The organism is Clostridium neonatale (genome assembly GCF_900465025.1).
Lineage (GTDB): Bacteria > Bacillota > Clostridia > Clostridiales > Clostridiaceae > Clostridium > Clostridium neonatale.
This window is the reverse complement of the sequence record NZ_UICR01000002.1, coordinates 938,420-964,904: the sequence shown is the minus strand read 5'-3', so window position 1 is coordinate 964,904 and position 26,485 is coordinate 938,420. Positions and strand designations below refer to the sequence as shown.

Sequence of the window (26,485 nt, the reverse complement as noted above, 5' to 3'; positions counted from 1 at the left end):
AATAATAAGATATTATAATGGCTGATTATGAAAAGGAAAAATCATAATCAGCTATTATTTTTTCTAGTTATTTATAATATATATAGAATGTATTTTTGATTGTTATTGTATTAAATTAAGAAGTTAATATAATAACAAACTTATTTCTGAAATAAGAATTAGACATTGACCAAATGATTAAATTATTGCAATTTTTTGAAATTAGTATATTATTAAAAATGATAAATATTTTAACGAGTATGATGAGGTTTTTTATGAATGAGAGAAGTCTAAAAGTTTTAGAATTTGATAAAGTAAAAGAATTAATAAAGAAATATACACGTACATCAGGTGGAAAAGAAAAGGTTGATAGCCTTGTACCTTATGAAACCTTATATGAAATTAACAATAAATTAGAGGAAACTAATGAGGCATTAGAGGTATTAATAACAAAGGGAAATCCACCTCTTGAAGGCCTTTATGATATAAATGAAGCAATAGAAAGAGCTAAAAAAGGAGGAACTCTTCTTCCAGAATCTCTTCTTAAAATTGGGAATATGCTTAGAAGTGCAAGGCTTATGAAAGAATTTTTTAAGAGAGAAGAAGAAGAAAGAGCATTTCCAAGACTTGAAGATTTAGCTTATATTCTAGAGCCAGTTAAAAATTTAGAAAGTGATATTGAAAGATGTATTGTTTCTGAAGAAGAAATAAGTGATAAAGCTAGCCAAACATTATATGGAATAAGAAGAAGTATTAAAGAGAAGAACTCATCTGTCAGAGAAAAAGTAAATTCTATAATGAAAAGTAACTCAAAGTATTTACAAGATACCTTATATACAATGAGAGGAGACAGATACGTTCTCCCTGTAAAAGCTGAGTATAAGGGCGCAGTGCCTGGACTTGTACATGACCAGAGTTCAACAGGTGCAACGCTTTATATTGAGCCTATGAGCCTTGTAAATTTAAATAATGAAATAAGAGAGCTTAAATTAAAAGAAAAAGCTGAAATAGAAAGAATACTTTCAGAACTTTCATTAAAGGTTAAAGAAAATGCATCAGTTTGCAAAAGTAATATAGATACACTCATTGAATTTGATTTTATATTTGCAAAAGGAAGATATGCATCACAGCTTAATGCAATAAAACCAGTAATAAGAGAAGATGGTATATTTAATATATTGGCTGCAAGACATCCTCTTATTGAAGCTGACAAAGTAGTTCCTTCTGATGTTCATTTAGGTGATGAATTTCAAGTACTTATGATAACAGGTCCTAATACTGGTGGTAAGACTGTTACAATAAAAACAGTAGGGCTTTTACATGTAATGGCACTAAGTGGACTTTTAATACCTGCAAAGGATAACTCTGAGGTTGCATTTTTCAAAGAAGTATTTGCTGAAATTGGGGATGAACAAAGCATAGAACAAAGTCTTTCTACTTTCTCATCTCATATGACAAATATAATACGTGTTATGGAAAAGGCGGATAAAGATTCACTTGTTATATTTGATGAAATTGGTTCAGGAACAGATCCAAGTGAAGGTTCAGCATTAGCAATGTCAATAATTGAGACATTAAGAAGCAGAGGAAGCAAAATTATTGCAACTACTCACTATAGTGATTTGAAAGCTTATGCATTAAGAACAGAAGGTGTTGAAAATGCATCAGTTGAATTTGATATAAAAACTTTAAGACCAACATATAGGCTTCTTATAGGTGTTCCAGGTAAATCTAATGCCTTTGAGATTTCAAGGAGATTAGGTCTTAATGATGATATAATAAGTAAAGCTAAGGAATACATGTCAGAAGAAAATCTTCAGTTTGAAGGGCTTATAAGAGAGCTTCAAGAAAAAAGCATTATTGCAAAGAAAGAAGCACGTGATGCACAGCTTATTAGAAAAGAAGCAGAAGAGCTTAAAAAGAAATATGAAGAAAAGCTTGAAAGATTGGAAGAAACACGAGATAAGGCATATATGGATGCAAGACGTGAAGCCAAAGAAATAATATCAAATGCTAAAGATGAAGCCGATGAGATATTAAAAGCCATGAGAGAACTTGAAAAGCTTGGAATCTCAGGTGGCGGAAGAGCAAGACTTGAAGAAGAGCGTAAGAAACTTAAAGAAAGCCTTGAAGCTAAAGAAAAACATATTGGCCATATGAAAGAAAATGAAGGGGAGCCAATAGATAAAATAACTCCGGGAATGGAAGCGTTCCTTCCATCACTTAATCAAAAGGTAATTGTAGTTTCTATGCCTGATAATAAAGGTGAAGTGCAGGTCGAGGCTGGTATTATGAAAATTAATGTTAAAGCTAAAGACTTGAGAAAGACAAAAGAAACTAAAGTTGAAAAAGTTAGAAGAAAAAGAGAAGTAAAATTAAATTTAGCAAAAGTTGAATCAAGAGTTGACTTAAGAGGTTTAGATGCTGAAGAAGCATGTTATAAGGCAGATAAATATTTAGATGATGCTTATAGAGCAAATCTTGGAGAAGTAACCATAGTTCATGGTAAAGGAACAGGCATACTTAGAAAGGCTATAAATGATATGCTTAAGAGACATCCACATGTAAAATCATATAGACTTGGTGTTTACGGTGAAGGTGGAGATGGTGTTACTATGGTTGAATTAAAAGCTTAAGTTAAATATTAAAGAGTATGAGTATTATAATAATTTTATTAATACTCATACTCTTTATTTAATTATTTATACATAGAAATATTATAAATAAAAAGTGATTTTAATATTTATTTATAAAAGAAGTATATTATGCCATATAGATTGTATGGTATAATTTTTACAAAAATAGTGAGAGTTTCAATATGTGAGATAATAAGGGATAAAAACTTATAAAGAGGAGTAGAAATAATGTTTGGATTTAAGAAAAAGAGAGAATTGAGAAATGGAGTAATTGAAAAAACAACATCATATATGATGGCAGTACCAAGAAATATAGAAATTATTAAAAATCCTAATGAAGTAATAGAAAGATTGAAAAATAGCAGTTTATTTGTTGTACAAAATGTAGAGTTTAGACAAAACATAGAAGCTATTATAGAATATGAAGAAGAAGCATATAAAGTAGAAATAATTCCAGAAACATATGAACTTGGTCCAATGTATACAATAAACCATCATTTAAGTGAAGAAAATTACAATATTATCACACAATCAGACTCAGGATTAACTGTTGCAATGACTTTTGGAGAGGATATTCTTAAATCATATCATTTACAATTAAAAATATTATATACAATAGTACCCAATATGGCTGGTGTTATAGATTTTTGTGTTGAAAGAGTATTATCAAGTATATGGGTAAAACTTGCAGTTGAAGCATCTGTCCCACCATCACCAGATTATATTTATACTGTTCAAGCTGTAAGTGGAAAAAATAATGATGTATGGCTTCATACACATGGACTAAATAGATGTGGGGCAATTGAAGTTGAGGTAGTAAATTCAGACACTGAAAATTACAAAAATCATTTTTATATATTGCAAACTCTAGGAAAAAGGATTATATCTGATAATACATTTATTGATGAAGAAGATGCATTTTGGATTGGACGTATGAATAATGGTGATGATATAGTAGCAACTTGGATAGATTATAATGAAGCATTAAAAATGTATAAAAGAGATATGGTTGGTGGATTTAATGATAGAAAAGAAGGTCATAATGAAAATACAGGTATAGTTTATTTGTATTTAAGTGAAGAAGATTTTAAGAATAAAAAATATAGACATGTATCAGAGGTAAATGAATATATTTCAGATAATATGCTTATGATGTACACAAATGAAGAGACTTTAAGAATGAGTGTACTAGCTATGGAGAGAATAGAATATTTTATTGAGGCCATAAAGAATGAACAAATTGAAGGTCTTGTGAAAATCGGACTTGAAGTAGATGAAGAATATAAAAATGACGATGATACTTTTAGAGAACACATTTGGTTTCATATTAAAGAAATAGATGGTTTAAAGGCACAAGCAATTTTGACTCAAGAACCATACTACATAAAAGATTTACATGCAGAAACAGAAATGGAAATTGATTTGAATAATTTAACAGATTGGATATTGTATACTCCAAATGGGGAAATAGCACCAGATAGTGTTTACTTATTAGAAGAAGTGTAGAAGTTATTAAATAAATTAAAAAAATTATAGCCATCTAAAAGGGTGGCTATTTTTTATTTAATCTTATATAATAATATATTGTAATTATTTATATTATTAATATATAAAGTTATTAATAATTATTAGATTATGGATTAAAATGTATTATGGAAAGGCGAGGTGATCTTATGTATATAGTAAGTGCATGTTTATGCGGTGTTGATTGTAAATATAATGGAAAAAATAATTTAAATGAAAAATGTTTAAAATTATTTAAAGAAGGAAGAGCAATTTTAGTATGCCCAGAGCAACTAGGAGGATTACCAACGCCTAGAAATCCAGTAGAGCTTCAAGGAACATCTGATAAAATTATAGGAAATAGAGAAGGAAAAGCTATAAGCAGTACTGGAGAAGATTGTACAAATCAATTTATAAAAGGTGCATACGAAACATTAAAAATAGCGCAGACAATTGGTATTGATAAAGCAATCTTAAAAGAAGGAAGTCCTTCTTGTGGATGTAATTTTGTATATGATGGAACATTTTCTGGAAATAAAATTAAAGGAAAAGGAATAACTGCTTATCTTTTAGAAAAAGAGGGCATGACAGTATTTTCAGATGAAGATATTGAAGATAATCATGACAAACTTGTATATTTAGATAAATTTGATAGAGAAAAGGCTAAAAAAAGAAAGCTTTTTAAACAAATTGAAGAGGAAGAAGAATATGTTGAGGAAGAATATTATGATTTAACAGAGGGTCTTTCAGAATCAGGAGAATTGCCATCGTCAGTTGAAAAAAATGTAAAAAGGCTTATGGTCTCTCTTGCTAAAGATTTAATGGGATTTGATAATTTAGAAGAGATATCTGAGGCAACAGGAATTGACGTTGAAGATGTAAAGAAAATGCTTGAAGACACAGATGATGATGAATAAAAAACAAGGGAGGAGAAAAATGAGTGAATTAAATAGAGATGATAGAATAAGAGAGCTGTTTTTAAAGGTTTTTATGGAAGAGGGAGTTTCTGAAGAAGAATTAAAAGAGGCTATTCTTCAAACGTATATTGACGCAGATTTCAAATGCACTACTTTTGAAGAAATACCAATAAATGAACTGGAAACTGCACTGATTGATTGTTATAGTGCTGGTGGCTTAGAGTTTGAAAATGCTGACGATATATTAGAATATTATGATAAAAAAGAAGTTTAGAATAATTAAGGTTATTAAATAATTTAATATTTTTATATATTAATACTAAAGATAAAAGATATAAGTTACTAAGGAGAAAAAATGGAAAATAGAAATTTAAAAAAAGAGATAAGCTTGTTTATGGCTACTATGCTTGTATGTGGTAACATGATAGGATCTGGTGTATTTATGCTGCCATCAACCTTAGCACAAGTATCAGGGCCACTTCCAACACTTATTGCATGGATATTAACAACAGCAGGATCAATACTTATAGCAATATCATTTGCTAATTTAGGATCAAAATATCCAAGCACAGGTGGTGCATATCAATATACTAAAACTGCATTTGGAGAGTTTACTGGATTTTTAAGTGCATGGCTTTATTGGAATGGATCATGGATAGGTAATGCAGCAATAGTTGTAGCACTTGCAAGCTACATGTCATCAATTATACCAGCTTTAAATAATCCAATCGTATCAATACTATTTACAAGTGGTGTTCTTTGGGCGATAACATTAATAAACATTTTTGGTGTGAAAAAAGCTGGAAAACTTCAAAGTTTTGCAACAGTATTCAAGATAGGATTTTTTGCAATATTTATAATAGTAGCGTTTGTTAATTTTGATGTGTCAAACTTAATGCCACTTGTACCAGCAGATAAAGGATTATCTACTATTTCTATAGCTGCTACATCAACACTTTGGGCATTTGTCGGATTAGAAAGTGCAACAGTGACTGCAGGAGAGATGAAAGATCCAGAAAGAAATGTTAAAAAGAGTACAATATATGGAATGATAATAGCATCTGTTATTTATATCCTAATAAGTCTTGGAAGTATGGGCGCCATGTCAAATTCAGAATTATCATTAAGTTCAGCACCACTTACAGATATATTAACAATAGCACTTGGAAGTGGAGTGGGGAAAATACTTACAATTGCAGTTGCAGTATGTATTTTAGGAACAACTATAGGATGGATTTTATCAACAGCAAGGGTTTCTTATGCAGCTGGAATTGATGGAGTTTTTCCAAAGTTTTTTGGCAAGATTCATCCTAAATATCAAACACCTGTAAATTCATTAGTTATAGGTTCAGTTTTGGTTAATATATTACTTATAATGAATTTTCAAAAAAGCATGGTATCAACATTTACATTTATAACTCTGCTTGCAACACTATCATTTTTACCAGTTTATTTATTATCAATAGGTGCAGAAATAATGCTTATGTTTAAAGGTGAAGAGGAATTTAATTTAAAAATATTTTTAAAGAAATCTAGCTTAGCACTATTAGCATTTACATATACATTATGGACTATCTATGGATCAGGTGCTGAAACTGTAATGTGGGGATTTATTCTAATGTTAATAGGAATACCATTTTATGTTTATAATCATCATAAAAATACACATGTGTAGGATTTATCTATAAGGGTAGAATACTACAGAATATGACGATCTGAAAATAAATCGAATATATGATATAATGAAGTTTAAGAATGTACATTCTAGCATTTTAGAATATACATTCTTAAATTATATATAATGTTGTAAATATAGATATACTAGCATACTAAACTTTTAAAGTATTGTATATTTAAATTTAATATTTTAGGAGGAAAAGATGAATAGTTATAATTTGACAAATATAAATCATGAAGATTTTAATAGTTTTTATGAATTAATGAGTGAAGCATTTCCACCAATTGAAAGAAGAAAGTTAGAAAATCAGAAAAAACTTTTAGAAAATGATTTTTATAATATAGTTGGATATAAAGAAAATGATAGAGTAATTGCATTTATAGCTTCATGGGAATTTGAAAACTTCAACTTTATTGAACATTTTGCTGTTGATAATTCTTACAGAGGAAATGGAATTGGAAGCAAGATATTAAAGCAATATCTAAATAAGTACAAGAATAAGCCAGTATTTTTAGAAGTAGAATATCCTGAAGATAATTATTCTAAGAGAAGAATTGAATTCTACAAAAGACTTGGATTTTCATTAAATGATTATGAATATGTACAACCTCCACTAGAAAAAGGAAATGAATTATTACCACTTAAGATAATGAGCTATCCTAAGGAATCTGATAATAAACAATTAAATAGATTTAGGAATAATGTATATAAACATGTATATAAATGTATTGAAGATAATTAATTTTTGTGGATATATTAAAGGAAAGATAAAACAAGCACTGTTAAAGATTAATTTTTAGTAACAGTGCTTGTTTTTTGTTAAGGTGGGATTTATAAATATAGTAAAATGTATATAATAAAAATATAGGTATTTATAATATTTATAAAACTTATTATGAGAATATGGAGAAATTATATATGAATAGAAAATTTGATATAGAGAAATTTTTATTAAAATATCCACATGCAAAAAGCATAATAGATGAAAGAAACATAGAAGAAAAAAATCTTATAGAAATCTACGAAGATTATTTAGAGTGTAAATTTTCATATGAAAGTAGAGCTAACTTCATAGCAAATATTTTAAGAGCACAGGAAAAAGTACATACAGTAAAAACAAGAATAAAAGATGAAGAAAGGCTTATTGAAAAAATAATAAGAAAAACAGAAGACAGACAGAATAAGTATGGAAAGGACTTTCAGTTTACAGTAGAAAATTATAAAGAAGAAATAACTGATTTAATAGGAATAAGGGTAATACATATTTTTAAAGAGCAATGGAGAGATATACATGAATTTATAATGAAAACATGGAATGTTGTTGAAATAACTGCCAATGTAAGAGAAGGAGATAACATAAAGGATTTTGAAGATTTGAATATTCAAGTGAAATCAAGAGCCTCAGGATATAGATCTGTCCATTATCTTGTAGAATTCTATCCAACAAATGAAAAAGTTATAGCAGAAATACAGGTAAGAACCATATTTGAAGAAGGTTATGGTGAAATAGATCATACTTTAAGATATTCAAATAATGAGATACCTGAAATATTAAAGTCTAATATACTTCTATTTAATAGAATAATAGGTAGTGCTGATGAAATGGCATCTCTTATTAATGCATTAAGTAAGGATTGGAATGAGAAGGAAGTTAATTATAGGAAGATAATTGATGAGCAGAAGCAAGAAATTTCTAGACTTAAGCAATTGGAAAGATAATTTTTTATAAATAACATAATAAAATAATAATTTTTTGCAATTAGTAAATAATTAAAAAATAATAAAGGAAATGGCACTTATTGACAATAAGATGCATTAATGTACAATATATGTATAGAAGTATAAAAATATAAAATTGAAAATGAAACTGAAATTTAGGGGAGGATTAATTATGAGAAAAACAACTAAATTACTTGCGAGCTTAATAACGGTATTAACATTATTTGCATCAACATCTGTTCAAGCCAATGCAGAGTGGAAATCTGATTCTACAGGTTATTGGTATACTAGCGGAAGTATATATTTAACAGGATGGCATAGCATTGATGGAAACTGGTATTATTTTTATTCAGATGGATATATGGCACATGATTGCTGGATTGAAGGATATTATTTAAATAGTAATGGTGCATGGACAACAAGTGTTCCAGCTCAAATACAAAATACTAGTGTAAATACACCCTCAACTATTGATAATAATGATGTTTCAAGTGGAGTTGTAAAGAATGCATCAGATACAGTTTATGTATCTAGCAAAGGAATATATCATAATACAGCAAATGCTCATGGAATGAAAAATTCAACAGCTATGAGCAGATCAAAAGCACAAGCAGCAGGATATAAAGCATGTGAAGCAAAACATTGCCCATAAAAATAAAAGCTTGTGAAATAATCATTGATGTTTTATTAAAGTATACATTGTATTTACCAAGCGATTTTAATTTATAATTAGGTAAAACACTGCAACAATAGTGACTTTATCTGAGTTCATTATAATAAAAATGAAAAAATAGAAAACACTTGGTAAATTTTTTGAAGAATAGCGTTATTTCTTGGATAGAAGAATTCTTTTATTTTTAGAATGGCTATTTTTCTAAGAATTAAGATTAACATGAGATGTATTTAAATTTAATTCTTTAAGTTCATCTTTCTCTATAGGCTCAATTAAGATTAACATGAGATGTATTTAAATATACCACCACTAGAGTTATCACTATCCTCACTATAATTAAGATTAACATGAGATGTATTTAAATACACTTGTTAATATACCTAATAAAGACTGGAGACGATTAAGATTAACATGAGATGTATTTAAATCAAATATTAGCAGGAGCTACATCAAATTGGATGGGATTAAGATTAACATGAGATGTATTTAAATACTTCATCTTGCGTTAAATTTAACGCTGTTCTCCAAGATTAAGATTAACATGAGATGTATTTAAATATGATTAAATAGCTTTCTAATTATTATGTAAAATATTAAAAATATAAAACTAATGGTTTTATAATACAAAAGGATTTTTTATAAAAATAAAGGAGTCTGCAAGATGTATATAGACAAAATTAAATCTAAAAAAGTATTTAATGATTATGTTGAGAAGTATGATACCAGCAATGAAAAAATAAAATTAAAAATAGATCATACATATCGTGTAAGTGAACTATGTGAAAAAATAGCACCAAGCTTAGAGATGACAAATGAAGAAATTGATATTGCATGGTTTACTGGACTGTTACATGATATAGGAAGATTTGAACAGGTAAGAAGATATGGAACATTTAATGATTCTAAGTCAATTGATCATGCTAGGCTTGGGGTAGAGATTTTATTTGAAGAGGGTAAAATAAGAGAATTCATTGAAGATACAAGTGAAGATGAGTTAATTAAAAATGTTATTGAGTGTCACAATTCGTATAAGATACCTGAATATTATTCAAAGCGTACAACAACATTTAGCAATATTTTAAGAGATGCAGATAAAATCGATATATTTAAAGTAAATATTATTGTTCCAATTGAAGAAATCTATAATGTTACAAGGAAAGAAATATATAATTCTGTTGTTACACAGGAAGTATTAGATAATTTAAAAAGAAAAGATACAGTGCTTAGAAAATTAAAGAAGAGTGCTGTGGATAATATAGTTGGACATATTTCACTTGTCTTTGGTCTTGTATATGATGAAAGTATTAAGCTTGCAGTAGAACATGGATATTTAGAAGAATTAATGAATTTTAAATCATATAATGACATTACAAATAAGCAGTTTGAAGAAATACGCACATTTGTACATTTATATATAAAAGAGCGAGCAAGTTATAAATAGAAAATTAAATTTATTATGTAAAATAAGCATAAACACAAAGTATGAAATTTTGTGTTTATGCTTTTTATTTTATAAAGTGCATTATCAATTATAATGGATAGATCATATTTTTTAAAATTTCATATGAAGTATAGGAAATGGATTTCCTTGCTCATCCAGATCTGATCTTTTAAATATTTCAAATCCCATGTGTTTATAAAATCCTACACCTTGGATATTTTGTTCATTTACATCTACAAATTTTATGTTTAAGACATCTATTGCATACTCTATAAGTTTTTTACCAATACCTTTACCTCTACAATTATCACTTACAAATAACATTTCTATCTTACTATCATGCACCCCCATAAATGCTTGTATAGTACCTTTTTCGTTTCTTACACATGCGAGTTTGCTAACATAATATGTGCCTTCTTTAACATAAGGCTTTAGTGATAGTATGTCATCTTCATTTAAAAAATCATGAGTGCTCTTACTGATGATTCCCATACCTCTAATATATCATTAATATCATCTTTACTGATATTATCTAAAATTTCTACATTAATCACACCTATTATAACCTCCTTAGATGACTAGTATAATAATATACTAGACTTGTGCAGTAAATAGGAAAAATTTAAGCTACTAGTCCTAATTTGGCAATAGTAGACTGTAAATCAATCCCGTTATCTGCACATTCATGTGCAAAAGAAACTATTTTACCAAATAGTTGTTTCGGAAGTGTAATATTACATCTCCAATATTTTTAAATTTATATAATTTTCCACATTTGACTCTGAAAATCTCAAGAAAAGTATACGTTAAAAATATCATGCTCCAATATCTATGTATTGATTTTAAAATTCATCAAAACCAAGAGCTGTTTTATGATATCTATAACTTACTTCAATATCCCAACGCTTTTCGTAATATGAAATTATGGTTTTATTATCGAGTGAAACATCCGTACTTATAATGAATGCTGGATTATCAGATAAATCGTTTTTAGTCCAGCTTATAAGTACAACTACATTCTCAATATCATTAAGTTTTCCTTCATATCTATAAACATAGTACTTGTTATTACTAGCGGTAACTAAGCTAGTCTCATTAGTCCTAATGTATGAAGAAAACTTTTTGACATTTGTTTTAATGCCAGCCGGATATATTACTCTGTTAGATTTTATTCTCCCTATAGTGTGACAACCATTTATTAAACCGTGAAGCAAAATTTTTGCTGAAGTATACCATGAATCAACTAGTAAATAATTGTTTTTAGTTACAGGAGTGAATTCATTAATCAGTTCCATCGCAAGTTCATTTTTATCTAGAAATTTTTTAGATAGTTTTTTACTCGATTCCTTTCGGTGATATTGTCTAAAATCTAAAGGTATAGAATAATCATTAATCTTATAATGCGATGTAACTAAGCAGTGTGACCATTTAGGTTTATTGCCATCAGCATGTGAATTGTGAAAATCTAAGCCTTCAATTTTTTTAGTTGAAGTATTTTTCTTAGTTAAGGTATCATCAATGATTAGGAATCCAACATCACTATCTTCACAAGTGTTGGAAATTTCAGATATTGCATGAAATATGCGTTCTTGCGTAACATATTCATGATTCCATGAATATGAACTTAGGAACCTTGAACCAGTACTTCGATCTCTATTGCATGTAATTTTATTATGAACAGATGAAATAGTTTTGCTTCCTTCTGTTACAATAATTCCAGATACTATATTTACCATATGATTCTTTATCGCAGAAGAATATGGCAGATTTAACTCTGAAATATAGTTGATAATTGTTTCATTTTGGTTTAATATTGTTGTCAGCATATAAATCTCCTTAGATTTGGTTTCGCAACAATAAATCTAGCATGTTTGAGGTTTATATGCTACTTTTTTATTTAAAATTATACTGGTAAAATATCAATAAAAATCCAATGGTAAATTTTCTTAAATTAATGCACAAGTCAAGTAATATAAATAAATATTAATTAAGTCAATAAATTAAAAGCCTGTCAATTGTGCATAATGTAATAAAGTAAAAAAAGGTATTTATATATACTATGATATTTTTATGAAGTTATAATCTAAATAAAAGATTGACTAGTCAACTAAAAAGTATTAGAATTATAATGCTTAAATTGTTGACTAGTCAATTAAATTTAAAGGGGTGATAATCATAGAAAAATTTATTATGTTTAATAATAAAATATTTAGAAATACACAAAGCTATTTAGAGAAAGTTTTAAAAGCCTATGATTTAAGTAGCGGTACATATCCCTATTTATTTATATTAGAAAAAAATGAAGGTATTAGCCAGATACAAATAAGTAAGGAAATTGGTAATGATAAAGCCATGTCAGCAAGAACTATTAATAAGTTAATAGAAGGTGATTTTGTATATAGAAAGCAAGATGAAAAGGACTGTAGAGCATATAAACTATACTTAACACCAAAAGCAAAAGAAATAATACCTGAAATTCATGAAGAAATTCAATTTGTAATTAATTTAATAACAGAAGATTTATCAGAAGAAGAAAAGAGTGCTACTATGGAGTCTTTAAAAAAGATCTTTGAAAGAACACAGAGTTTAAGAAAAATGGAGGAATTATAATGGATCAATCAAATGCTAATGCAAATGAAGAAATTATAATGGAGAAAGCAAAAAATATTAAAAAATGGACTATATTTATTATAATAATATCAGCAACATTTATGTCAACTTTAGATGGTAGTATTGTAAATGTAGCTTTACCTAATATGGCAAAAGCTTTAGGTGTAACAACATCTCAAATCCAATATGTAGTAACAAGTTATTTAATTGTTATTTCAGGAGTAATATTAATTTTCGGAAGACTTGGAGATATGTTTGGAAAGACTAAAATGTTTAAAGTTGGTTTAATACTATTTACTTTAGGATCATTATTATGTGGAATAACTAGATCTTTTCCAGTATTAATTTTGGCTAGGGTAGTACAAGCTGTTGGTGCAGCTGGAACTATGGCTAATAATCAAGGTATTATTACTGAGATATTTCCTAAAAATGAAAGAGGAAAGGCACTTGGCTTAGTAGGTACAGCAGTTGCGTTAGGATCTTTAGTAGGACCAGGATTAGGTGGATTTATAGTAGGGGCAACTAGCTGGGAATATATCTTTTTAATAAATGTTCCTATTGGTATAGTTGCATTATTTTATGCATTTAAATTGTTACCTAAATCTAATAAAAAGAGTGATGAAAAAATAGATATTATTGGAGCAGTTTTATTTATAGTTACAATAGTGCCTTTATTTGTGTCTTTAAATGAAGGTATAAATCTTGGATTTACGTCACCATTAATTATAGGTGGTTTTATTGTAGCAATTATTTCTTTTATTGCGTTTATTATTGCAGAAAGGAAATTAGAAGCTCCTTTAATGCAGTTACAAATATTCCAAAATAAATTATTTTCTTTAAGTATATTCTGCGGATTTGTAAGTTTTGTAGCAATATTCTGCCATAATATTATATTGCCATTTTATCTTCAAGATGTAATGTCATATTCACCACAAAAAGCTGGTATAATTCTCATGATATATCCTTTAGTATTAATGGTAGTAGCGCCTATTAGTGGAAGTTTATCAGATCAAATAGGATCTGAAGTTTTAACATTTATAGGATTGATGTTTGGAAGTTTAGGATTATTTTTAATGGCATCTTTAAATGAGAACTCATCAATAGTAAGCATGGTAATATTCATTGGAATTATGTCTGCTGGAATGGGATTATTCCAATCTCCTAATAATTCTCTTATTATGTCTACAGTGCCAATGGATAAACTGGGGATTGCAGGAAGTATAAATGCACTTATAAGAAATGTTGGTATGGTAAGTGGAATTGCTTTAGCAACAACTCTTTTATATACTCAAATGAGTCATAAAATTGGATATAGAGTTACAAGCTATGTACCAGGAAGAAATGATGCTTTTATATATGGAATGAAGTGGGTGTATATAGCAGCAGGAGTAATAAGTCTTATAGGTGCTGCATTGACATTTTTTAGAATGTATAATAGAAAGTACAAACTTAAAAAATGATATTATGTCAATAAAAAGTATAAGTTAAATTCGAAAAAACTTTATTAACTTACGTCTTTCAAAGTATTTTTATTATATGTAAAAAAGTTATCTTCATATTGATTTGATTGTATATAGTCAAATCGATATGAATTCGTACTGTATTATAGGATGTCTATATATTTTGGGGGAGTAAGCCTATAGGCGTGATTATATAAAATATTTTATAGCAATTAATAAATTATCTTTTTATTAATAAATGGAATGACTCTATACAAGCATTATTCAATGGACATGTTTTCTTAGAATAGCTTGTTGTCATTCCAACAATTACATTTTTATAAGAATCTCATGTATAGTACTCCTTTAATTACTTTAAAATAGTATTTATATGCAAAAAGTTACATTATAAATCCGCATGATTAATAAATAAAGCCAATTCAGTTCTGCTATTTAATTCTAACTTCCCGAATATTTTTGTTAAATAATTTTTTACTGTACCTTCTGTTAGAAATAGGATATTACAAATATCTTTATTACTTTTACCTTGGGCAACTAGTTTTGCTACATCCATTTCTCTTTGGGTAAGCAGGTCTAATTTTTCTTTATATTTATTGAGTGCACTTGGAGTTTGCTTGTCAGTAGAAAGGACTTTATAGGCTTTAACTACTTTCGTTGCTACCTCAGGATCAAGAAGTATATTTCCGCTATAAACTGTTTTTATAGCATTAATTATATAATCAGATCCTGCATCTTTTAGGATATATCCATCAGCACCATTTTTTATTCCATCAAATATGTACTCATCTTCATTAAATGTAGTTAATATTATTACTTTTATGTTTTTATAATTTTTCTTAATAATCTTAGTGGCTTCAACTCCATCCATTATTGGCATTCTAACATCCATGAGAATTACATCAGGAAGCTTATCATCATTTAGGATTTCTAGTAGTTGCCTACCATTCTCTGCTTCATCCATGATATTTATTTCTTCCTCTAAGCTTAAAATCATTTTTATCCCTTCTCTTACGATTTTTTGATCATCGACTAATATAATATTTATCATACTCTATAATCACCTCATTCATTTATATTGGAATGAATACTTTTATACTAAATCCTAAGTTATTATGACTAAAGTATTGCGTTGTACCTCTTAACAATTTTATTCTATGCTCAATTCCATTCAATCCATTTGATTTACTGATGTTGTTACAGCCTATTCCATTATCAGCAACAACAAGTTTTATGTTTTCGCTATTTCTTGTAATTTTTATAGTAATTTCAGTTGAGTTACCATGACTTAAACTATTAGTAATGGCTTCTTGTATGGTTTTATATATTGAAGTTTTAATAAGTGGACTTAAGTCATCAATACTCTCATTCATATTGAAAGTGATTTTTATGTCGTTAAATAAGTCAAAAGTACTAATAAGTTTTTCTAGTGAAGTATTAAACTCTGTTATTTGTAGTTCTGAACTAAGAAGACTAACTGCCTTTCTAAGATCATTAATACTTCCTTTAGCTATTTTTTCAGATTTTGCTAATACTTCTTCTGCTTTTTTAGGTTTAGTAGAGCATATATTCTTAGCAAATTCTAGGTGCATATTAAGGGCCATTAGAGAATGACCTAATGAATCATGAAGCTCTTGTGCAACTTTTGTTCTCTCTCTAGAAATGGTCATTTCTTCTACTTCTAGTGCATATTTTTGAAGTTTTATGTTGGCTAATTTTAATTTTTCATTTAGTTGTTTGATTTCTTCTTTTTCAACTTCAAGATTTTTTTGATAGTATAACATGCCAGTTGTGGCTAAATAAGCAAATATTTTAACCCCTGCAATCGAGATTATATGGAAAATATCTGAAAAATCAGAATCTAAACCAATAACTAAGATATATAAAAGTAAATGTATTGAAATAAAAAATTTTAATATATTCTTTTCAAGCTGAAAAATATCATATAAGTAAGAGTACATATAAAAAGTAGTAGTCAAACTTCCTATTAAATATTGTAGTAATGTAGCCGCACAAATACTAAATAATAGTGAGATATATTCATATTTAGGGTTACCTTTTAATTTTTTATTTCTTATGAGATTATTAATAATAATTATAGTAGTTAAAGTAAATAGTAAAATCATTATCAAAGGATCACTATTATATTTTAAATAAATATTGATAAAAATGGATACTAGCAGTAAAAACTTTAAAAACAAAACAGGCTTTAAAAAATTAAACATTTGGTTAACATCACTCACTTCATTATAGATATTCTTTTAATATTATATCATCCTTTTTATTTGGGAATATGTGACTAAAGTCATATATTATTTCATAACTAAAGTAACTATAATTAAGTGTGATTTAAAGATAAAATTTAATTGTAGATGAATTGTCAAAGCATATGGAGTTCAGATATTGGTGGGAGCTATAAGCAGTTAATTACTATAAGTAGTAATTAACTGCTTCTTAAATATAAAGTAAAGGAGTAAATGAAGTAGTAAGTTGTGATGAATTTTATATAGTATAAGTTTCTTATTGTTTTATAAAGCTAAGCCTTGAAGGATTATTTATAAAGTAATAATGGTAACTTGTAATTATAAGATTAATGAAGTAAAAAATGGCTTAAATATATTAGGAGTGTGAACAATGAAAAAAGTAAAAAAAATAGTTATATATGCTGTTATTGTTATAGCTGTTATAGGTTGCGGAACAGTAGCCAAAGATAAGTTATTTTCAGATAAAAAAGAAGTAACTACTTCAGCTGCAGTTAATAAAATATCAGTTGAAGTACAAACTGCAAAGGCAGAAGAAAAAAATTCTGGTGATACATATAAAGCTACTTTAGAAGCTTATCAACAAGGTATCATAACAAGTAAGATGGCAGCAAAAGTTATTTCAGTATCTGTTGAAAACGGGCAATATGTAAATGCAGGAGATACAATAGCTACACTAGATGATCAAGATATACAAAATAATATAAAATCCGCACAAAGTCAACTACAAATATCTGAACAACAATTAAATTCATCTCAAGTGGCTTTAGAAAAACTTCAAATTAATTTGGATGATGCTAAGGTTAATTATGATAGACAAAAAGCTCTTTTTGATGCCGATGCTATATCGCAAAAAGATTTTGAGACAGCCGAGAAAACTTTAAATAGTGCTCAAGCTGATTTTAATTCAGGCCTTGCAAACATTGAAACAGCTAAAGCAAGTATAGAAGCACAAAAAGTAAATATAGAAAATTTACAAGATAATTTAAAAAATACAATTATTAAGGCACCTATAAGTGGTGTTATAAGTGAAAAAAGTTTAAATATAGGGCAAATGGTAGCTCAAGGTTCAGCACTTGCAAAGATTAATGATATATCATCTGTATATGCAACAATACAAGTGCCACAAGAAAAAATAAATAGCATAAAAATAGGACAATCAGCTGAAATAACAGTAGAAGGAAGTAACAAAACAATTAATGGTACTGTAAAAAATATAGATTTAGCAGCAGATACTAGTACAAGAGTATTTAATTGCAAAATAGCAATAGATAATAGTGATAAATCATTATATCCAGGTGTCTTTGCAAAGGTAGATCTTATTACTGATGAAAAAACTAAGATTATCAATGTGCCAATAAATGTTTTAGTTGGAAGTGAAGGTGACTATTCTGTATTCATAAATGATAATGGGACTGCAAAAAAACAAAAGGTCACAATTGGAGAAACTGATGAAAATAATGTAGAAATAACATCTGGTATTCAAGAAGGAGATCAAATAATATGCACAAATACTAGTACATTGCACGATGGCAATAAAGTGGAGGCGGTTTCTAATGAAGATAGTAATCTAGCAGAAGAAACTTCTGCTAAAAATGGTGATAGCTCTAAGCAAAATGGTGATAATACAAAAGAAGTTTCTGAGTAGGAGGATAAAACATGAATATAGCAAATATTAGTATTAAAAAACCTGTCTTTATCACAGTTATAATGATGGTTCTCGCTATTCTAGGCTTTATCTCTTACGGCTCACTAGAACTTAATGATATGCCTGACACTGATCTACCTTATGTTACAGTTGTAGTTACAGAACCAGGAGCAACACCGGAAACAATCGAAACAAAAGTAACAAAAAACGTAGAAGATGCAGTACAAAAGATTTCTGGAGTTCAGAATATAACTTCTACTGTAAGTGAAGGAATGTCACAAACCATCATAGAATTTGATTTAAGTAAAGATGGTGAAGTGGCAGCACAAGAAGTTAGAGATAAGGTTTCGACTATTCGTGGAAATCTACCTACTGATATTAATGATCCGATTATTTCAAAGATTGATATGTCAGCAGCATCAATTGTATCTATTGCTGTTTATGGCTCAGATGACAATAAGGAAATATCAGACTTAGTAGAAGATGTGATAAAGCCTAAATTATATACAGTTTCTGGTGTTGGATCAATAGATGTATCAGGTGAGGATACAAGAGAAATTCACATAAAGTTAGATAATGATAAATTAGTAGCTTATGGTCTTACATCAGGTCAGGTTGTAAATAGCATTAAAACTGATAATATAGATCAATCAACCGGAAAGGTTATTGATGGGAATAATGAAGTTACTATTACAACAACTAGTAAAATAAAAAAAATAGAAGACTTTAAAAATATTTTAGTAACTAAAAAGAATGGTACAGAAATTAGATTAAAAGATGTTGCAAAGGTTGAAGATGGATTTGAAGAAAGAAGTAATAATGCATTTTATCAAGGTAATGCAGCAATTGGTATTGATATAGTTAAGCAATCAGGTGCAAATACTGTTGAAGTAGCTCAAGGTGTTAAAAAGGCATTAGAGGAAATCAAAACTTCTTTACCTGAAGGCTTACATGTTGATATTGTTAGTGATAACTCAACAACAATAGAAGATACAGTAAATGATGTTATGAAGACTATTGTAGAAGGATGTATATTAGCTGTTATTATTGTATTCATATTCTTAAATGAATGGGAAAGTACAGTTATAAGTGCAATGTCTCTTCCAATTTCAATTATAACTACTTTTATTGGTCTTAAATTAATGAACTTTTCATTAAATTCAATGTCATTAATGGCATTATCACTGGCAGTAGGACTTTTAGTAGATGATGCTATAGTTGTTATAGAAAATATTGTAAGGTATCTACACATGGGTAAGTCTCCACTTGAGGCAGCAGCAGAAGCTACTTCTGAAATTGGATTTGCAGTAATAGCAACGACTTTAGCCGTTATTGCAGTTTTTTTACCTATCGGTTTGGTAGAAGGAATAATGGGAAAATTTATTATTGAGTTTTCTTTGACAATTGTAATTAGTATGGCAGTTTCATTGTTTGTATCATTTACTCTTGTACCTATGATGGCATCTAAGATGCTTAAGTCAGAGAAAAAAGAGAATAAAACATTTATTGGTAAGTTTTTTGGATGGTTTAATAATAAATTTGATACTTTTGCTGAGAAATATTCACATTTGTTAGTTTTTACACTTCATCATAGATTGATAGTTTTAATTGGTGCTGTAGTTCTGTTTGTAGCTAGCGTTGGCCTTACTGCCTTATTAGGTTTTAATATGATGCCTGCAACAGATCAAGGACAGATAACTGTTAGTGCTGATTTTGATTCTGGTATAACATTAGATGTTGCATCAAAAAAGACTAAACAACTTGAAGAAATAATTAAAAAGCACCCTGAAGTAGTATCTACTTATTCTACAGTAACTAAGAGTAGCACATCAATTAAAGTTGAATTAGTTGATAAAAATGAGCGTGAATACAGTTCAAGAGAATTAGCTGAAACCCTTAGTACAGATTTGAAAGCTGTTCCGGGAACTGAAGTTGTAGTATCAGCAGCATCATCTGTTGGTAGTGGATCAAGTGATGTCTCCTTTAATATTGTTAGTGATGATAGAGAAAAGCTTAAAGAATTTGCAGACGAAATGAAAGCCGAAATATCTAAAGATCCAAGCGTAAGAGATGTAACTACTAATAGTAATGCAGGTACACCACAAGCACAAATTGTAGTAGATCGTGATAAAGCAGCAGATTTAGGTGTTAGTAGTTCAGATGTTGCAAGTACGTTAAGTATATTATTTAATGGTTCAGATGTAAGCAAATATGACAGTGGAGAAGATAGATATGATGTGAGAATATCATTAGAAGATGATGAACGTAACAATCTTGATAATCTCGATGAAATTTATGTTTCAGGTTCAAATAATCAACAGATTCCACTAAGCCAAGTTACTAAAAAGGTCATTGGAACAACTTCATCATCATTGAACAGATATAATAAGCAAGCACAAGTTCAGCTTTCTTTTAATGTTAACGGTAGTGTTGTAGGTGATGCACAAAGTAAGTATATGGCTATGATTCAAAGTAAAGCACCAGATGGTGTCGCATTATCTCTTGGAGGAACTAATGGAATGTTGCAAGATGGTTTAAGAAGTTTAATAACAGCAATGGCTCTTTCAGTTATATTATTATATTTGGTTATGGCAGCACAATTTGAAAGCTTTATTGATCCTATATCAATAATGTTCACTTTGCCACTTGCATTTATTGGAGCCGTACTAGGATTAATGGCCTTCGGAAGCCAACTAAGTATGATGGCTATGGTAGGACTAATAATGCTTTTTGGACTCGTTGCAAAAAATGGTATCTTGCTTGTAGATGCCGCCAAAGAGAGAATAGAAGCAGGTATGCCTAGAAATGAAGCGATAAAAGAAGCAGGGCTTGTAAGAATTAGACCAATAGTTATGACTACTTTAGCAATGATATTAGGTATGGTTCCTACAGCAGTAGCTACAGGAGCAGGTACAGAAATGCGTGCACCAATGGGTCAAGCAGTAATTGGAGGATTGATTACATCTACACTTTTAACATTATTTGTAGTACCAATTATGTACACCATACTTGATGATTTAAAAAGAAAAATTCATAAAATTTTTCATAGGAAATCTTCAAAGGTTGAGGTTGATGAAGAGTCAAAATTAACTTTATAGATATTATAAAATTGTAAAGAGACTATACTAAATTTAATTTTAGATAGTCTCTTTTAAATTTAATGGGTGCTATTTTTATGGTTTAATAGCGAAATCAAGGCAACTCAAAAGAAGATTTAAAGTAATCAATAAACTCTTTAACGACAGGAAGCATAACTCGTTCCTTATTATAAACTAAATAGATATTTCTTTGAAAACTGTTATTAAAAAGGTTCATATAAAGCAGTTTTTTATTTTTAATTTCTTCTTCAACGCAAATTAATGGGAGTACAGATATTCCAACATTATTAACAACCATACTTTTAATTATTTCAGTAGAACTTGCTTCTAAATAAGGATTTAAGATAATATTATTTTCTTTAGCCCATCTATTTGTAAGAGTTCCTGTTGTTGAATTTTTATCATGAAGAATAAAAGGTTGTTTGCTTATTATTTCTGAATTTATTTCACCATAATATTGTGCAAGATTGCTTTTAGGAGAATAAACAAGCACCATTTCATCGGTATCTATGTAATGAAATCCTAAATTATCAAAGTTTTTTTCTTCTGTTATTGATACGATACCTAAATCTAATTCAAATTTAGAGACCATTTCACAAATTATAGGAGCAGACAATGTGGTTAAAGAAATACGAAGGTTAGGGTATTTATTTTTAAAACCACTTAAAAATTTTGGTAATATGTATTTACTAGGTATCATACTTCCACCTAATTTAAAAGTACGCATTTCATTTAAACTGAATGATTTCATTAATTTTTCAGCATCTTTAGTAAGCAGGACTATTTTTTCAGCATAATGAAGAAGAGCCTCGCCTGCATCTGTTAAAAGAACTTTTCCAATATTGTGCTCAAATAATACAACTCCCATTTCATTTTCAAGATTCTTCATATGAAAAGTAACTGTAGGTTGTTTGATTCCTAGGTATTCACCGCATTTGGTTATATTTTGATATTTATTTATACATATTAGTATTTCAGCTTGCTTAAAGTTCATTTTCACACCTCGCTATAGATAAAATCTATGAATAACTATATTTTATAATATTTTCTTTAACAGTGAGTTAACTTAAAGTAAATATTAAATTAAAATAAATAAAATATAATGTGAATTGTTAGCAAGAAAACTTTAAGAAGAGAGTGAGCTTTTTGAAAATTGTAATAAAAAATTTAAATAAGAGATTTGGAGATACTGTAGTATTGAAAAATATTAATGTGGAAATGAATAGTGGAGAATTTACCACAATATTAGGCCCATCAGGATGTGGAAAAACAACTCTTTTAAGAATCATATCTGGACTTGAAAATGCAGATAGTGGTGAGATTTATTTTGGAGATAAATGTATATTCAGCAGTGAGAAGAAAATAAATGTACAGACTCAAGATAGAAATTTAGGAATGGTTTTTCAAGACTTTGCATTATGGCCACATATGAATGTAAATAAGAATATAGGATTTCCACTTAAAACAAGGAAGAAAACAAATAACATAAATGAAGAAATAGAAAAATTATTAAGTATTGTAAGTTTAGATGGAATGGGAGAAAGATTTCCAAGCCAAATGTCAGGAGGACAGCAACAAAGGGTTGCTTTTGCAAGAGCTATTGCAGGTACTCCAGACATTGTACTTTTTGATGAACCTTTAAGCGCATTAGATGCAATTCTTAGAGATAAAATGAGAATTGAAATTTGTGCATTAACTACACAGATGAAGCTAACAAGCCTTTATGTAACTCATGATCAGCTTGAGGCAATGTCAATGTCAGACAGAATAATTGTTATGAGCAAAGGAGAAATACAACAAGTAGGAACGCCAGAGGAAATTTACAACAAGCCAAAAAACAAAACAGTAATGGAGTTTATAGGAAAATCAAATTGGCTCGAAGACAGTGCAATAAGACCAGAAAATATATCAATTAAAAATGAAGGTCAAGATATGAATTTAAAAGCAATAGTTAAAAATGTTGCATTCTTAGGAGAAAGATATGAAATTACTGCAAAGCTGGAAAGTGGAGCTGAATGGTTAATTTATCATAATAAGAGATTAGACATAGGAAACAAGATAAATCTATATTTTAACAGTGATTCTATAGTAAAAATAAGTAATTAATAAAGGAGAATTAGTGAAATGAAATTTAAACGTATAGGAGCTTTATTATTAACATTAAGTATTGGGGGAACCTTAATTGGCTGCGGTGGAAGCAGTAATAATAGCAGTGATAATGCGGGTACAGCACAAGAAGCTAAAAACTCAGGAAAAGTTGTAGTTTACACAGCAGGACCAGATGGACTTGCACAAAATATAGCAGATGCCTTTAAAGAAGAAACAGGAATTGAAATGGAAATATTCCAAGGAACAACTGGTAAAATATTAGCTAAATTAGAAGCAGAAAAATCAAATCCAATTGCAGATGTAGTAGTTCTTGCATCATGGCCAGCAGCAGTAGGAATGAAAAATGATGGATGGACATTAGCTTATGAAGATGCTAAAAATGCAGATAAACTTTATGATGGCTGGGTGGATGCAGACAAACATATTTTTGGATATTCAGGTTCAGCAGTAGGTATAGTTTATAATACTAACTTAGTTAAGAATCCAGGGCAGGATTGGAATGATTACTTAAGCGCAGATTATAAAGATTCATTAAACTTACCAGATCCATCATCATCAGGTTCAGCTATGGATTTAATATCAGGATATATGGAAAGCTTCGGTGAAGATGGTTGGAAGTACTTTGAGGGATTAAAGGGGAATGGAGCAGTAGTTGCAGGAGCTAATAAAGAAGCATTAGAACCAGTAATCACTGGAGCTAAAAAAGCTGTAATAGGTGGAGTTGACTATATGGCATATTCATCAAAAGCAAAGGGAGAGCCTATTGACATAATTTATCCTAAGAGCGGTACAGTTGTTAATCCAAGAACGGTTTCTATATTAAAAGATGCACCAAACATGGAAAATGCTAAAAAGGCAGTAGATTTCTTCTTATCAGATACAGCACAAAAGTTAGTTGATGAAGCCTATATAATTCCAGGTAGAAGTGATATTAAAAGTGAAACTCGTGCAAATTTAGAAGATATTAAATTATTGAACTATGATCTAAATACTATGGGAGAAAACGAAAAAGATAAGATTTCTAAGTTCCAACAAATATTTAATTAATAAAACAAGAGAGGAATAGGTAAGAGCAGATTATGAAAGAGTGTCTTAAAGGAAAGAAGATTATACAGATTATAATGCTCATAGCATTATCAATTTTAATAATAGTGCCAATATTACAGGTGTTTTTATATAGTGTCTTTCCAGCTGGAGGATTTGATATATTATCACCAATAAAGGTAATTAAGGAAAACAATCTAGGTAAGACATATATAAATACAATTACTTTAGGTTTTTATATTGTAATATTTGCAAGTATTATTGCTTTTCCTGCTGCCTATATAATGGCAAAAACAAGCTTAAGAAGACATAAATGGATTGATATTGCGCTGCTTATTCCATTTATGACACCACCTTATATAGGTTCAATGGGATGGATAATGTTTTTGCAGCCAAATGGTTTTTTATATCAATTATTGCCTGTATCACAGGAATTAGAAAAAATATTATTTAGTTTATTTGGATTAGTTATGGTAATGGGATTTAATATTTTCCCATTCTTATATCTAATGATAAAAAATGCTTTATTAAATGTAAGTGAAAGCTTAAATGAAGCAGCAGCCATTAGTGGGGCCCAAAGTGGCAGAATACTAATGAAAATAACATTTCCGCTTATAATATCAGCTTATGTTATGGGGGCCATGCTTGTTTTTGTTAAAGCTATATCAGAGTTTGGAGCGCCTGCCACATTTGGAAGCAGAATAGGATTTAGGGTAGTTACAACAGATATTCATAAATATGTTTCCATGTGGCCTATAGATTTTGGAAGTGCAACATCAATTGCCTCATTACTATTAATAACTTGTTTAGCCTTTTGGTATCTTCAAAATGTAGTTAGCAGTAAATATACTTATGCTACAGTTGGCGGAAAAGGAATAAGAAGCAATCATAAAAAAAATGGAATGGTAAAAGGAATTTTTAGTTATTCATACATGGTGATAGTTCTTCTTATATCAGTAGGAATACCATACTTTTCAATAATAGCAACATCATTTATTAAAATAAGAGGAAATGGACTTCAAAAAGGAAACTTTACATTAGATCATTTTAAAGCAGTGCTTTCTTTAGGCTCTACTGGAATGAGTGCATTTACAAATAGCTTAATTATAGCACTTTTAACAGCAACAATATGTTCACTAATTGGAACAATAGTAGCAATTATTGTAGTTAAGCAAAAAGGGAAAATATCTAAAGTAATAGATGTAATAAGTTTAATGCCAAACAATGTTCCGGCAATAGTATTGGTAATTGGATTAATATTATTTTGGAATGCATCATGGAATAAGCTACATGTATACAATACAATTTGGATGATAATAATAACATATATTGTATTTTTTATACCTTATTCAGTTCAATATGTTAAATCAAGCTTAGGTCAAATTGATAATAATTTATTAAGTGCAGGACAGGTTTGTGGAGCAAGTAAATTTGAGGTTTATATGAAAATAATAGTACCTCTTATAGCACCAGGAATAGTGGCAGGATGGGCAATGACATTTACTATAGCTTTTCGTGAATTAGTAGGAGCACTTATGGTTATGCCGCCATCTATGAAGGTTATATCTACATATATTTATTCTCAATTTGAGCAAGGGGATGCAGGTCAAGGAATGGCAATGGCTTTAATTTCAGTAATAATTACAACTGTAATACTTATTTTAGTTAATGTATTTTCAGATAAAAATAAAAAAGAAAAATTTAGTTAATAA

General features: G+C 28.9%; 19 protein-coding genes, 2 pseudogenes and 1 CRISPR repeat array. Of the genes and pseudogenes, 16 read left to right on the top strand and 5 right to left on the bottom strand.

Features of this window, described 5'->3' with window-relative positions:
• Positions 1-254: 254 nt before the first annotated feature.
• The 9 genes from CNEONATNEC86_RS15960 (at position 255) to CNEONATNEC86_RS15920 (ending at position 10,546) form a co-directional block, all read left to right on the top strand.
• Positions 255-2,615: an endonuclease MutS2 gene (locus tag CNEONATNEC86_RS15960; protein WP_058296165.1), complete on the top strand. Its 2,361-nt coding sequence runs from the start codon at positions 255-257 to the stop codon at positions 2,613-2,615.
• Between the two features lie 228 nt (positions 2,616-2,843).
• Positions 2,844-4,121 carry a DUF4026 domain-containing protein gene (locus tag CNEONATNEC86_RS15955; RefSeq protein WP_058296164.1) on the top strand — a complete coding sequence of 426 codons (1,278 nt, stop codon included), beginning with the start codon at positions 2,844-2,846 and terminating at the stop codon, positions 4,119-4,121.
• Positions 4,122-4,288: 167 nt separating this feature from the next.
• Positions 4,289-5,035 (top strand): 2-thiouracil desulfurase family protein, encoded by a 747-nt coding sequence (locus CNEONATNEC86_RS15950; RefSeq protein ID WP_058296163.1) that lies wholly within the window; start codon positions 4,289-4,291, stop codon positions 5,033-5,035.
• 19 nt (positions 5,036-5,054) lie between these two features.
• Entirely contained in the window at positions 5,055-5,309 is a 255-nt protein-coding gene (locus tag CNEONATNEC86_RS15945; protein ID WP_125148476.1) for a hypothetical protein, read from the top strand.
• Positions 5,310-5,390: 81 nt separating this feature from the next.
• Positions 5,391-6,710, top strand: a complete 1,320-nt coding sequence (locus CNEONATNEC86_RS15940; RefSeq protein WP_125148475.1) for an APC family permease — start codon at positions 5,391-5,393, stop codon at positions 6,708-6,710.
• 205 nt (positions 6,711-6,915) lie between these two features.
• A complete protein-coding gene (locus CNEONATNEC86_RS15935; protein ID WP_058296160.1) occupies positions 6,916-7,455 on the top strand; it encodes a GNAT family N-acetyltransferase in 540 nt (179 codons plus the stop codon).
• Between the two features lie 176 nt (positions 7,456-7,631).
• Positions 7,632-8,432, top strand: coding sequence for a RelA/SpoT domain-containing protein (locus CNEONATNEC86_RS15930; RefSeq protein WP_125148474.1), 801 nt, complete (start codon positions 7,632-7,634; stop codon positions 8,430-8,432).
• 172 nt (positions 8,433-8,604) lie between these two features.
• On the top strand, positions 8,605-9,084 hold the full coding sequence (locus CNEONATNEC86_RS15925) for a cell wall-binding protein (protein WP_125148473.1): 480 nt from the start codon (positions 8,605-8,607) through the stop codon (positions 9,082-9,084).
• Positions 9,085-9,311: 227 nt separating this feature from the next.
• Positions 9,312-9,663: direct repeats of the CRISPR family, unit length 30 nt; unit sequence GATTAAGATTAACATGAGATGTATTTAAAT.
• Positions 9,664-9,766: 103 nt separating this feature from the next.
• Positions 9,767-10,546 carry an HD domain-containing protein gene (locus CNEONATNEC86_RS15920; RefSeq protein WP_125148472.1) on the top strand — a complete coding sequence of 260 codons (780 nt, stop codon included), beginning with the start codon at positions 9,767-9,769 and terminating at the stop codon, positions 10,544-10,546.
• A gap of 111 nt (positions 10,547-10,657) precedes the next feature.
• Here the strand turns inward: CNEONATNEC86_RS15920 and CNEONATNEC86_RS15915 are convergent.
• Both CNEONATNEC86_RS15915 and CNEONATNEC86_RS15910 read right to left on the bottom strand, forming a co-directional pair.
• Positions 10,658-11,100, bottom strand: a pseudogene (locus CNEONATNEC86_RS15915) (GNAT family N-acetyltransferase).
• A 68-nt stretch (positions 11,101-11,168) separates the two neighbouring features.
• Positions 11,169-12,372: pseudogene (locus tag CNEONATNEC86_RS15910) on the bottom strand (IS701 family transposase).
• Between the two features lie 364 nt (positions 12,373-12,736).
• On the opposite strand from CNEONATNEC86_RS15910, the gene CNEONATNEC86_RS15905 reads away from it, so the two are divergent.
• Positions 12,737-13,156, top strand: a complete 420-nt coding sequence (locus tag CNEONATNEC86_RS15905; protein WP_058296155.1) for a MarR family winged helix-turn-helix transcriptional regulator — start codon at positions 12,737-12,739, stop codon at positions 13,154-13,156.
• A 38-nt stretch (positions 13,157-13,194) separates the two neighbouring features.
• Complete coding sequence (locus tag CNEONATNEC86_RS15900; protein WP_125148511.1) at positions 13,195-14,616, top strand: MFS transporter; 1,422 nt, start codon at positions 13,195-13,197, stop codon at positions 14,614-14,616.
• A 385-nt stretch (positions 14,617-15,001) separates the two neighbouring features.
• On the opposite strand, the gene CNEONATNEC86_RS15895 is transcribed toward CNEONATNEC86_RS15900, so the two are convergent.
• Together CNEONATNEC86_RS15895 and CNEONATNEC86_RS15890 are read right to left on the bottom strand one after the other, a co-directional pair.
• Entirely contained in the window at positions 15,002-15,664 is a 663-nt protein-coding gene (locus CNEONATNEC86_RS15895) for a response regulator transcription factor (protein WP_058296153.1), read from the bottom strand.
• A 22-nt stretch (positions 15,665-15,686) separates the two neighbouring features.
• Positions 15,687-16,739 carry a sensor histidine kinase gene (locus CNEONATNEC86_RS15890; RefSeq protein WP_230132225.1) on the bottom strand — a complete coding sequence of 351 codons (1,053 nt, stop codon included), beginning with the start codon at positions 16,737-16,739 and terminating at the stop codon, positions 15,687-15,689.
• Between the two features lie 508 nt (positions 16,740-17,247).
• Here CNEONATNEC86_RS15890 and CNEONATNEC86_RS15885 point away from each other — a divergent pair.
• Both CNEONATNEC86_RS15885 and CNEONATNEC86_RS15880 read left to right on the top strand, forming a co-directional pair.
• Positions 17,248-18,522, top strand: a complete 1,275-nt coding sequence (locus CNEONATNEC86_RS15885) for an efflux RND transporter periplasmic adaptor subunit (protein ID WP_125148469.1) — start codon at positions 17,248-17,250, stop codon at positions 18,520-18,522.
• A gap of 11 nt (positions 18,523-18,533) precedes the next feature.
• Positions 18,534-21,620, top strand: coding sequence for an efflux RND transporter permease subunit (locus tag CNEONATNEC86_RS15880; RefSeq protein WP_159136370.1), 3,087 nt, complete (start codon positions 18,534-18,536; stop codon positions 21,618-21,620).
• Positions 21,621-21,714: 94 nt separating this feature from the next.
• On the opposite strand, the gene CNEONATNEC86_RS15875 is transcribed toward CNEONATNEC86_RS15880, so the two are convergent.
• Positions 21,715-22,614, bottom strand: a complete 900-nt coding sequence (locus tag CNEONATNEC86_RS15875) for a LysR family transcriptional regulator (protein WP_058296149.1) — start codon at positions 22,612-22,614, stop codon at positions 21,715-21,717.
• Between the two features lie 152 nt (positions 22,615-22,766).
• Here CNEONATNEC86_RS15875 and CNEONATNEC86_RS15870 point away from each other — a divergent pair, with 152 nt between their 5' ends.
• Genes CNEONATNEC86_RS15870 through CNEONATNEC86_RS15860 form a run of 3 tightly spaced genes read left to right on the top strand, consistent with a single transcriptional unit; the run spans position 22,767 to position 26,482 of the window.
• Complete coding sequence (locus tag CNEONATNEC86_RS15870; protein ID WP_058296148.1) at positions 22,767-23,726, top strand: ABC transporter ATP-binding protein; 960 nt, start codon at positions 22,767-22,769, stop codon at positions 23,724-23,726.
• Positions 23,727-23,744: 18 nt separating this feature from the next.
• Entirely contained in the window at positions 23,745-24,776 is a 1,032-nt protein-coding gene (locus CNEONATNEC86_RS15865) for an ABC transporter substrate-binding protein (RefSeq protein WP_058296147.1), read from the top strand.
• A gap of 32 nt (positions 24,777-24,808) precedes the next feature.
• Positions 24,809-26,482 carry an ABC transporter permease gene (locus tag CNEONATNEC86_RS15860; RefSeq protein ID WP_159136369.1) on the top strand — a complete coding sequence of 558 codons (1,674 nt, stop codon included), beginning with the start codon at positions 24,809-24,811 and terminating at the stop codon, positions 26,480-26,482.
• Positions 26,483-26,485 lie beyond the last annotated feature (3 nt).

Bases quoted from the DNA above. Each gene is read 5' to 3' on its own strand.
- CNEONATNEC86_RS15960 (WP_058296165.1), top strand. From the start codon at position 255: ATGAATGAGAGAAGTCTAAAAGTTTTAGAATTTGATAAAGTAAAAGAA.
- CNEONATNEC86_RS15955 (WP_058296164.1), top strand. From the start codon at position 2,844: ATGTTTGGATTTAAGAAAAAGAGAGAATTGAGAAATGGAGTAATTGAA.
- CNEONATNEC86_RS15950 (WP_058296163.1), top strand. From the start codon at position 4,289: ATGTATATAGTAAGTGCATGTTTATGCGGTGTTGATTGTAAATATAAT.
- CNEONATNEC86_RS15945 (WP_125148476.1), top strand. From the start codon at position 5,055: ATGAGTGAATTAAATAGAGATGATAGAATAAGAGAGCTGTTTTTAAAG.
- CNEONATNEC86_RS15940 (WP_125148475.1), top strand. From the start codon at position 5,391: ATGGAAAATAGAAATTTAAAAAAAGAGATAAGCTTGTTTATGGCTACT.
- CNEONATNEC86_RS15935 (WP_058296160.1), top strand. From the start codon at position 6,916: ATGAATAGTTATAATTTGACAAATATAAATCATGAAGATTTTAATAGT.
- CNEONATNEC86_RS15930 (WP_125148474.1), top strand. From the start codon at position 7,632: ATGAATAGAAAATTTGATATAGAGAAATTTTTATTAAAATATCCACAT.
- CNEONATNEC86_RS15925 (WP_125148473.1), top strand. From the start codon at position 8,605: ATGAGAAAAACAACTAAATTACTTGCGAGCTTAATAACGGTATTAACA.
- CNEONATNEC86_RS15920 (WP_125148472.1), top strand. From the start codon at position 9,767: ATGTATATAGACAAAATTAAATCTAAAAAAGTATTTAATGATTATGTT.
- CNEONATNEC86_RS15905 (WP_058296155.1), top strand. From the start codon at position 12,737: ATGTTTAATAATAAAATATTTAGAAATACACAAAGCTATTTAGAGAAA.
- CNEONATNEC86_RS15900 (WP_125148511.1), top strand. From the start codon at position 13,195: ATGGAGAAAGCAAAAAATATTAAAAAATGGACTATATTTATTATAATA.
- CNEONATNEC86_RS15895 (WP_058296153.1), bottom strand. From the start codon at position 15,664: ATGATAAATATTATATTAGTCGATGATCAAAAAATCGTAAGAGAAGGG.
- CNEONATNEC86_RS15890 (WP_230132225.1), bottom strand. From the start codon at position 16,739: ATGATTTTACTATTTACTTTAACTACTATAATTATTATTAATAATCTC.
- CNEONATNEC86_RS15885 (WP_125148469.1), top strand. From the start codon at position 17,248: ATGAAAAAAGTAAAAAAAATAGTTATATATGCTGTTATTGTTATAGCT.
- CNEONATNEC86_RS15880 (WP_159136370.1), top strand. From the start codon at position 18,534: ATGAATATAGCAAATATTAGTATTAAAAAACCTGTCTTTATCACAGTT.
- CNEONATNEC86_RS15875 (WP_058296149.1), bottom strand. From the start codon at position 22,614: ATGAACTTTAAGCAAGCTGAAATACTAATATGTATAAATAAATATCAA.
- CNEONATNEC86_RS15865 (WP_058296147.1), top strand. From the start codon at position 23,745: ATGAAATTTAAACGTATAGGAGCTTTATTATTAACATTAAGTATTGGG.
- CNEONATNEC86_RS15860 (WP_159136369.1), top strand. From the start codon at position 24,809: ATGAAAGAGTGTCTTAAAGGAAAGAAGATTATACAGATTATAATGCTC.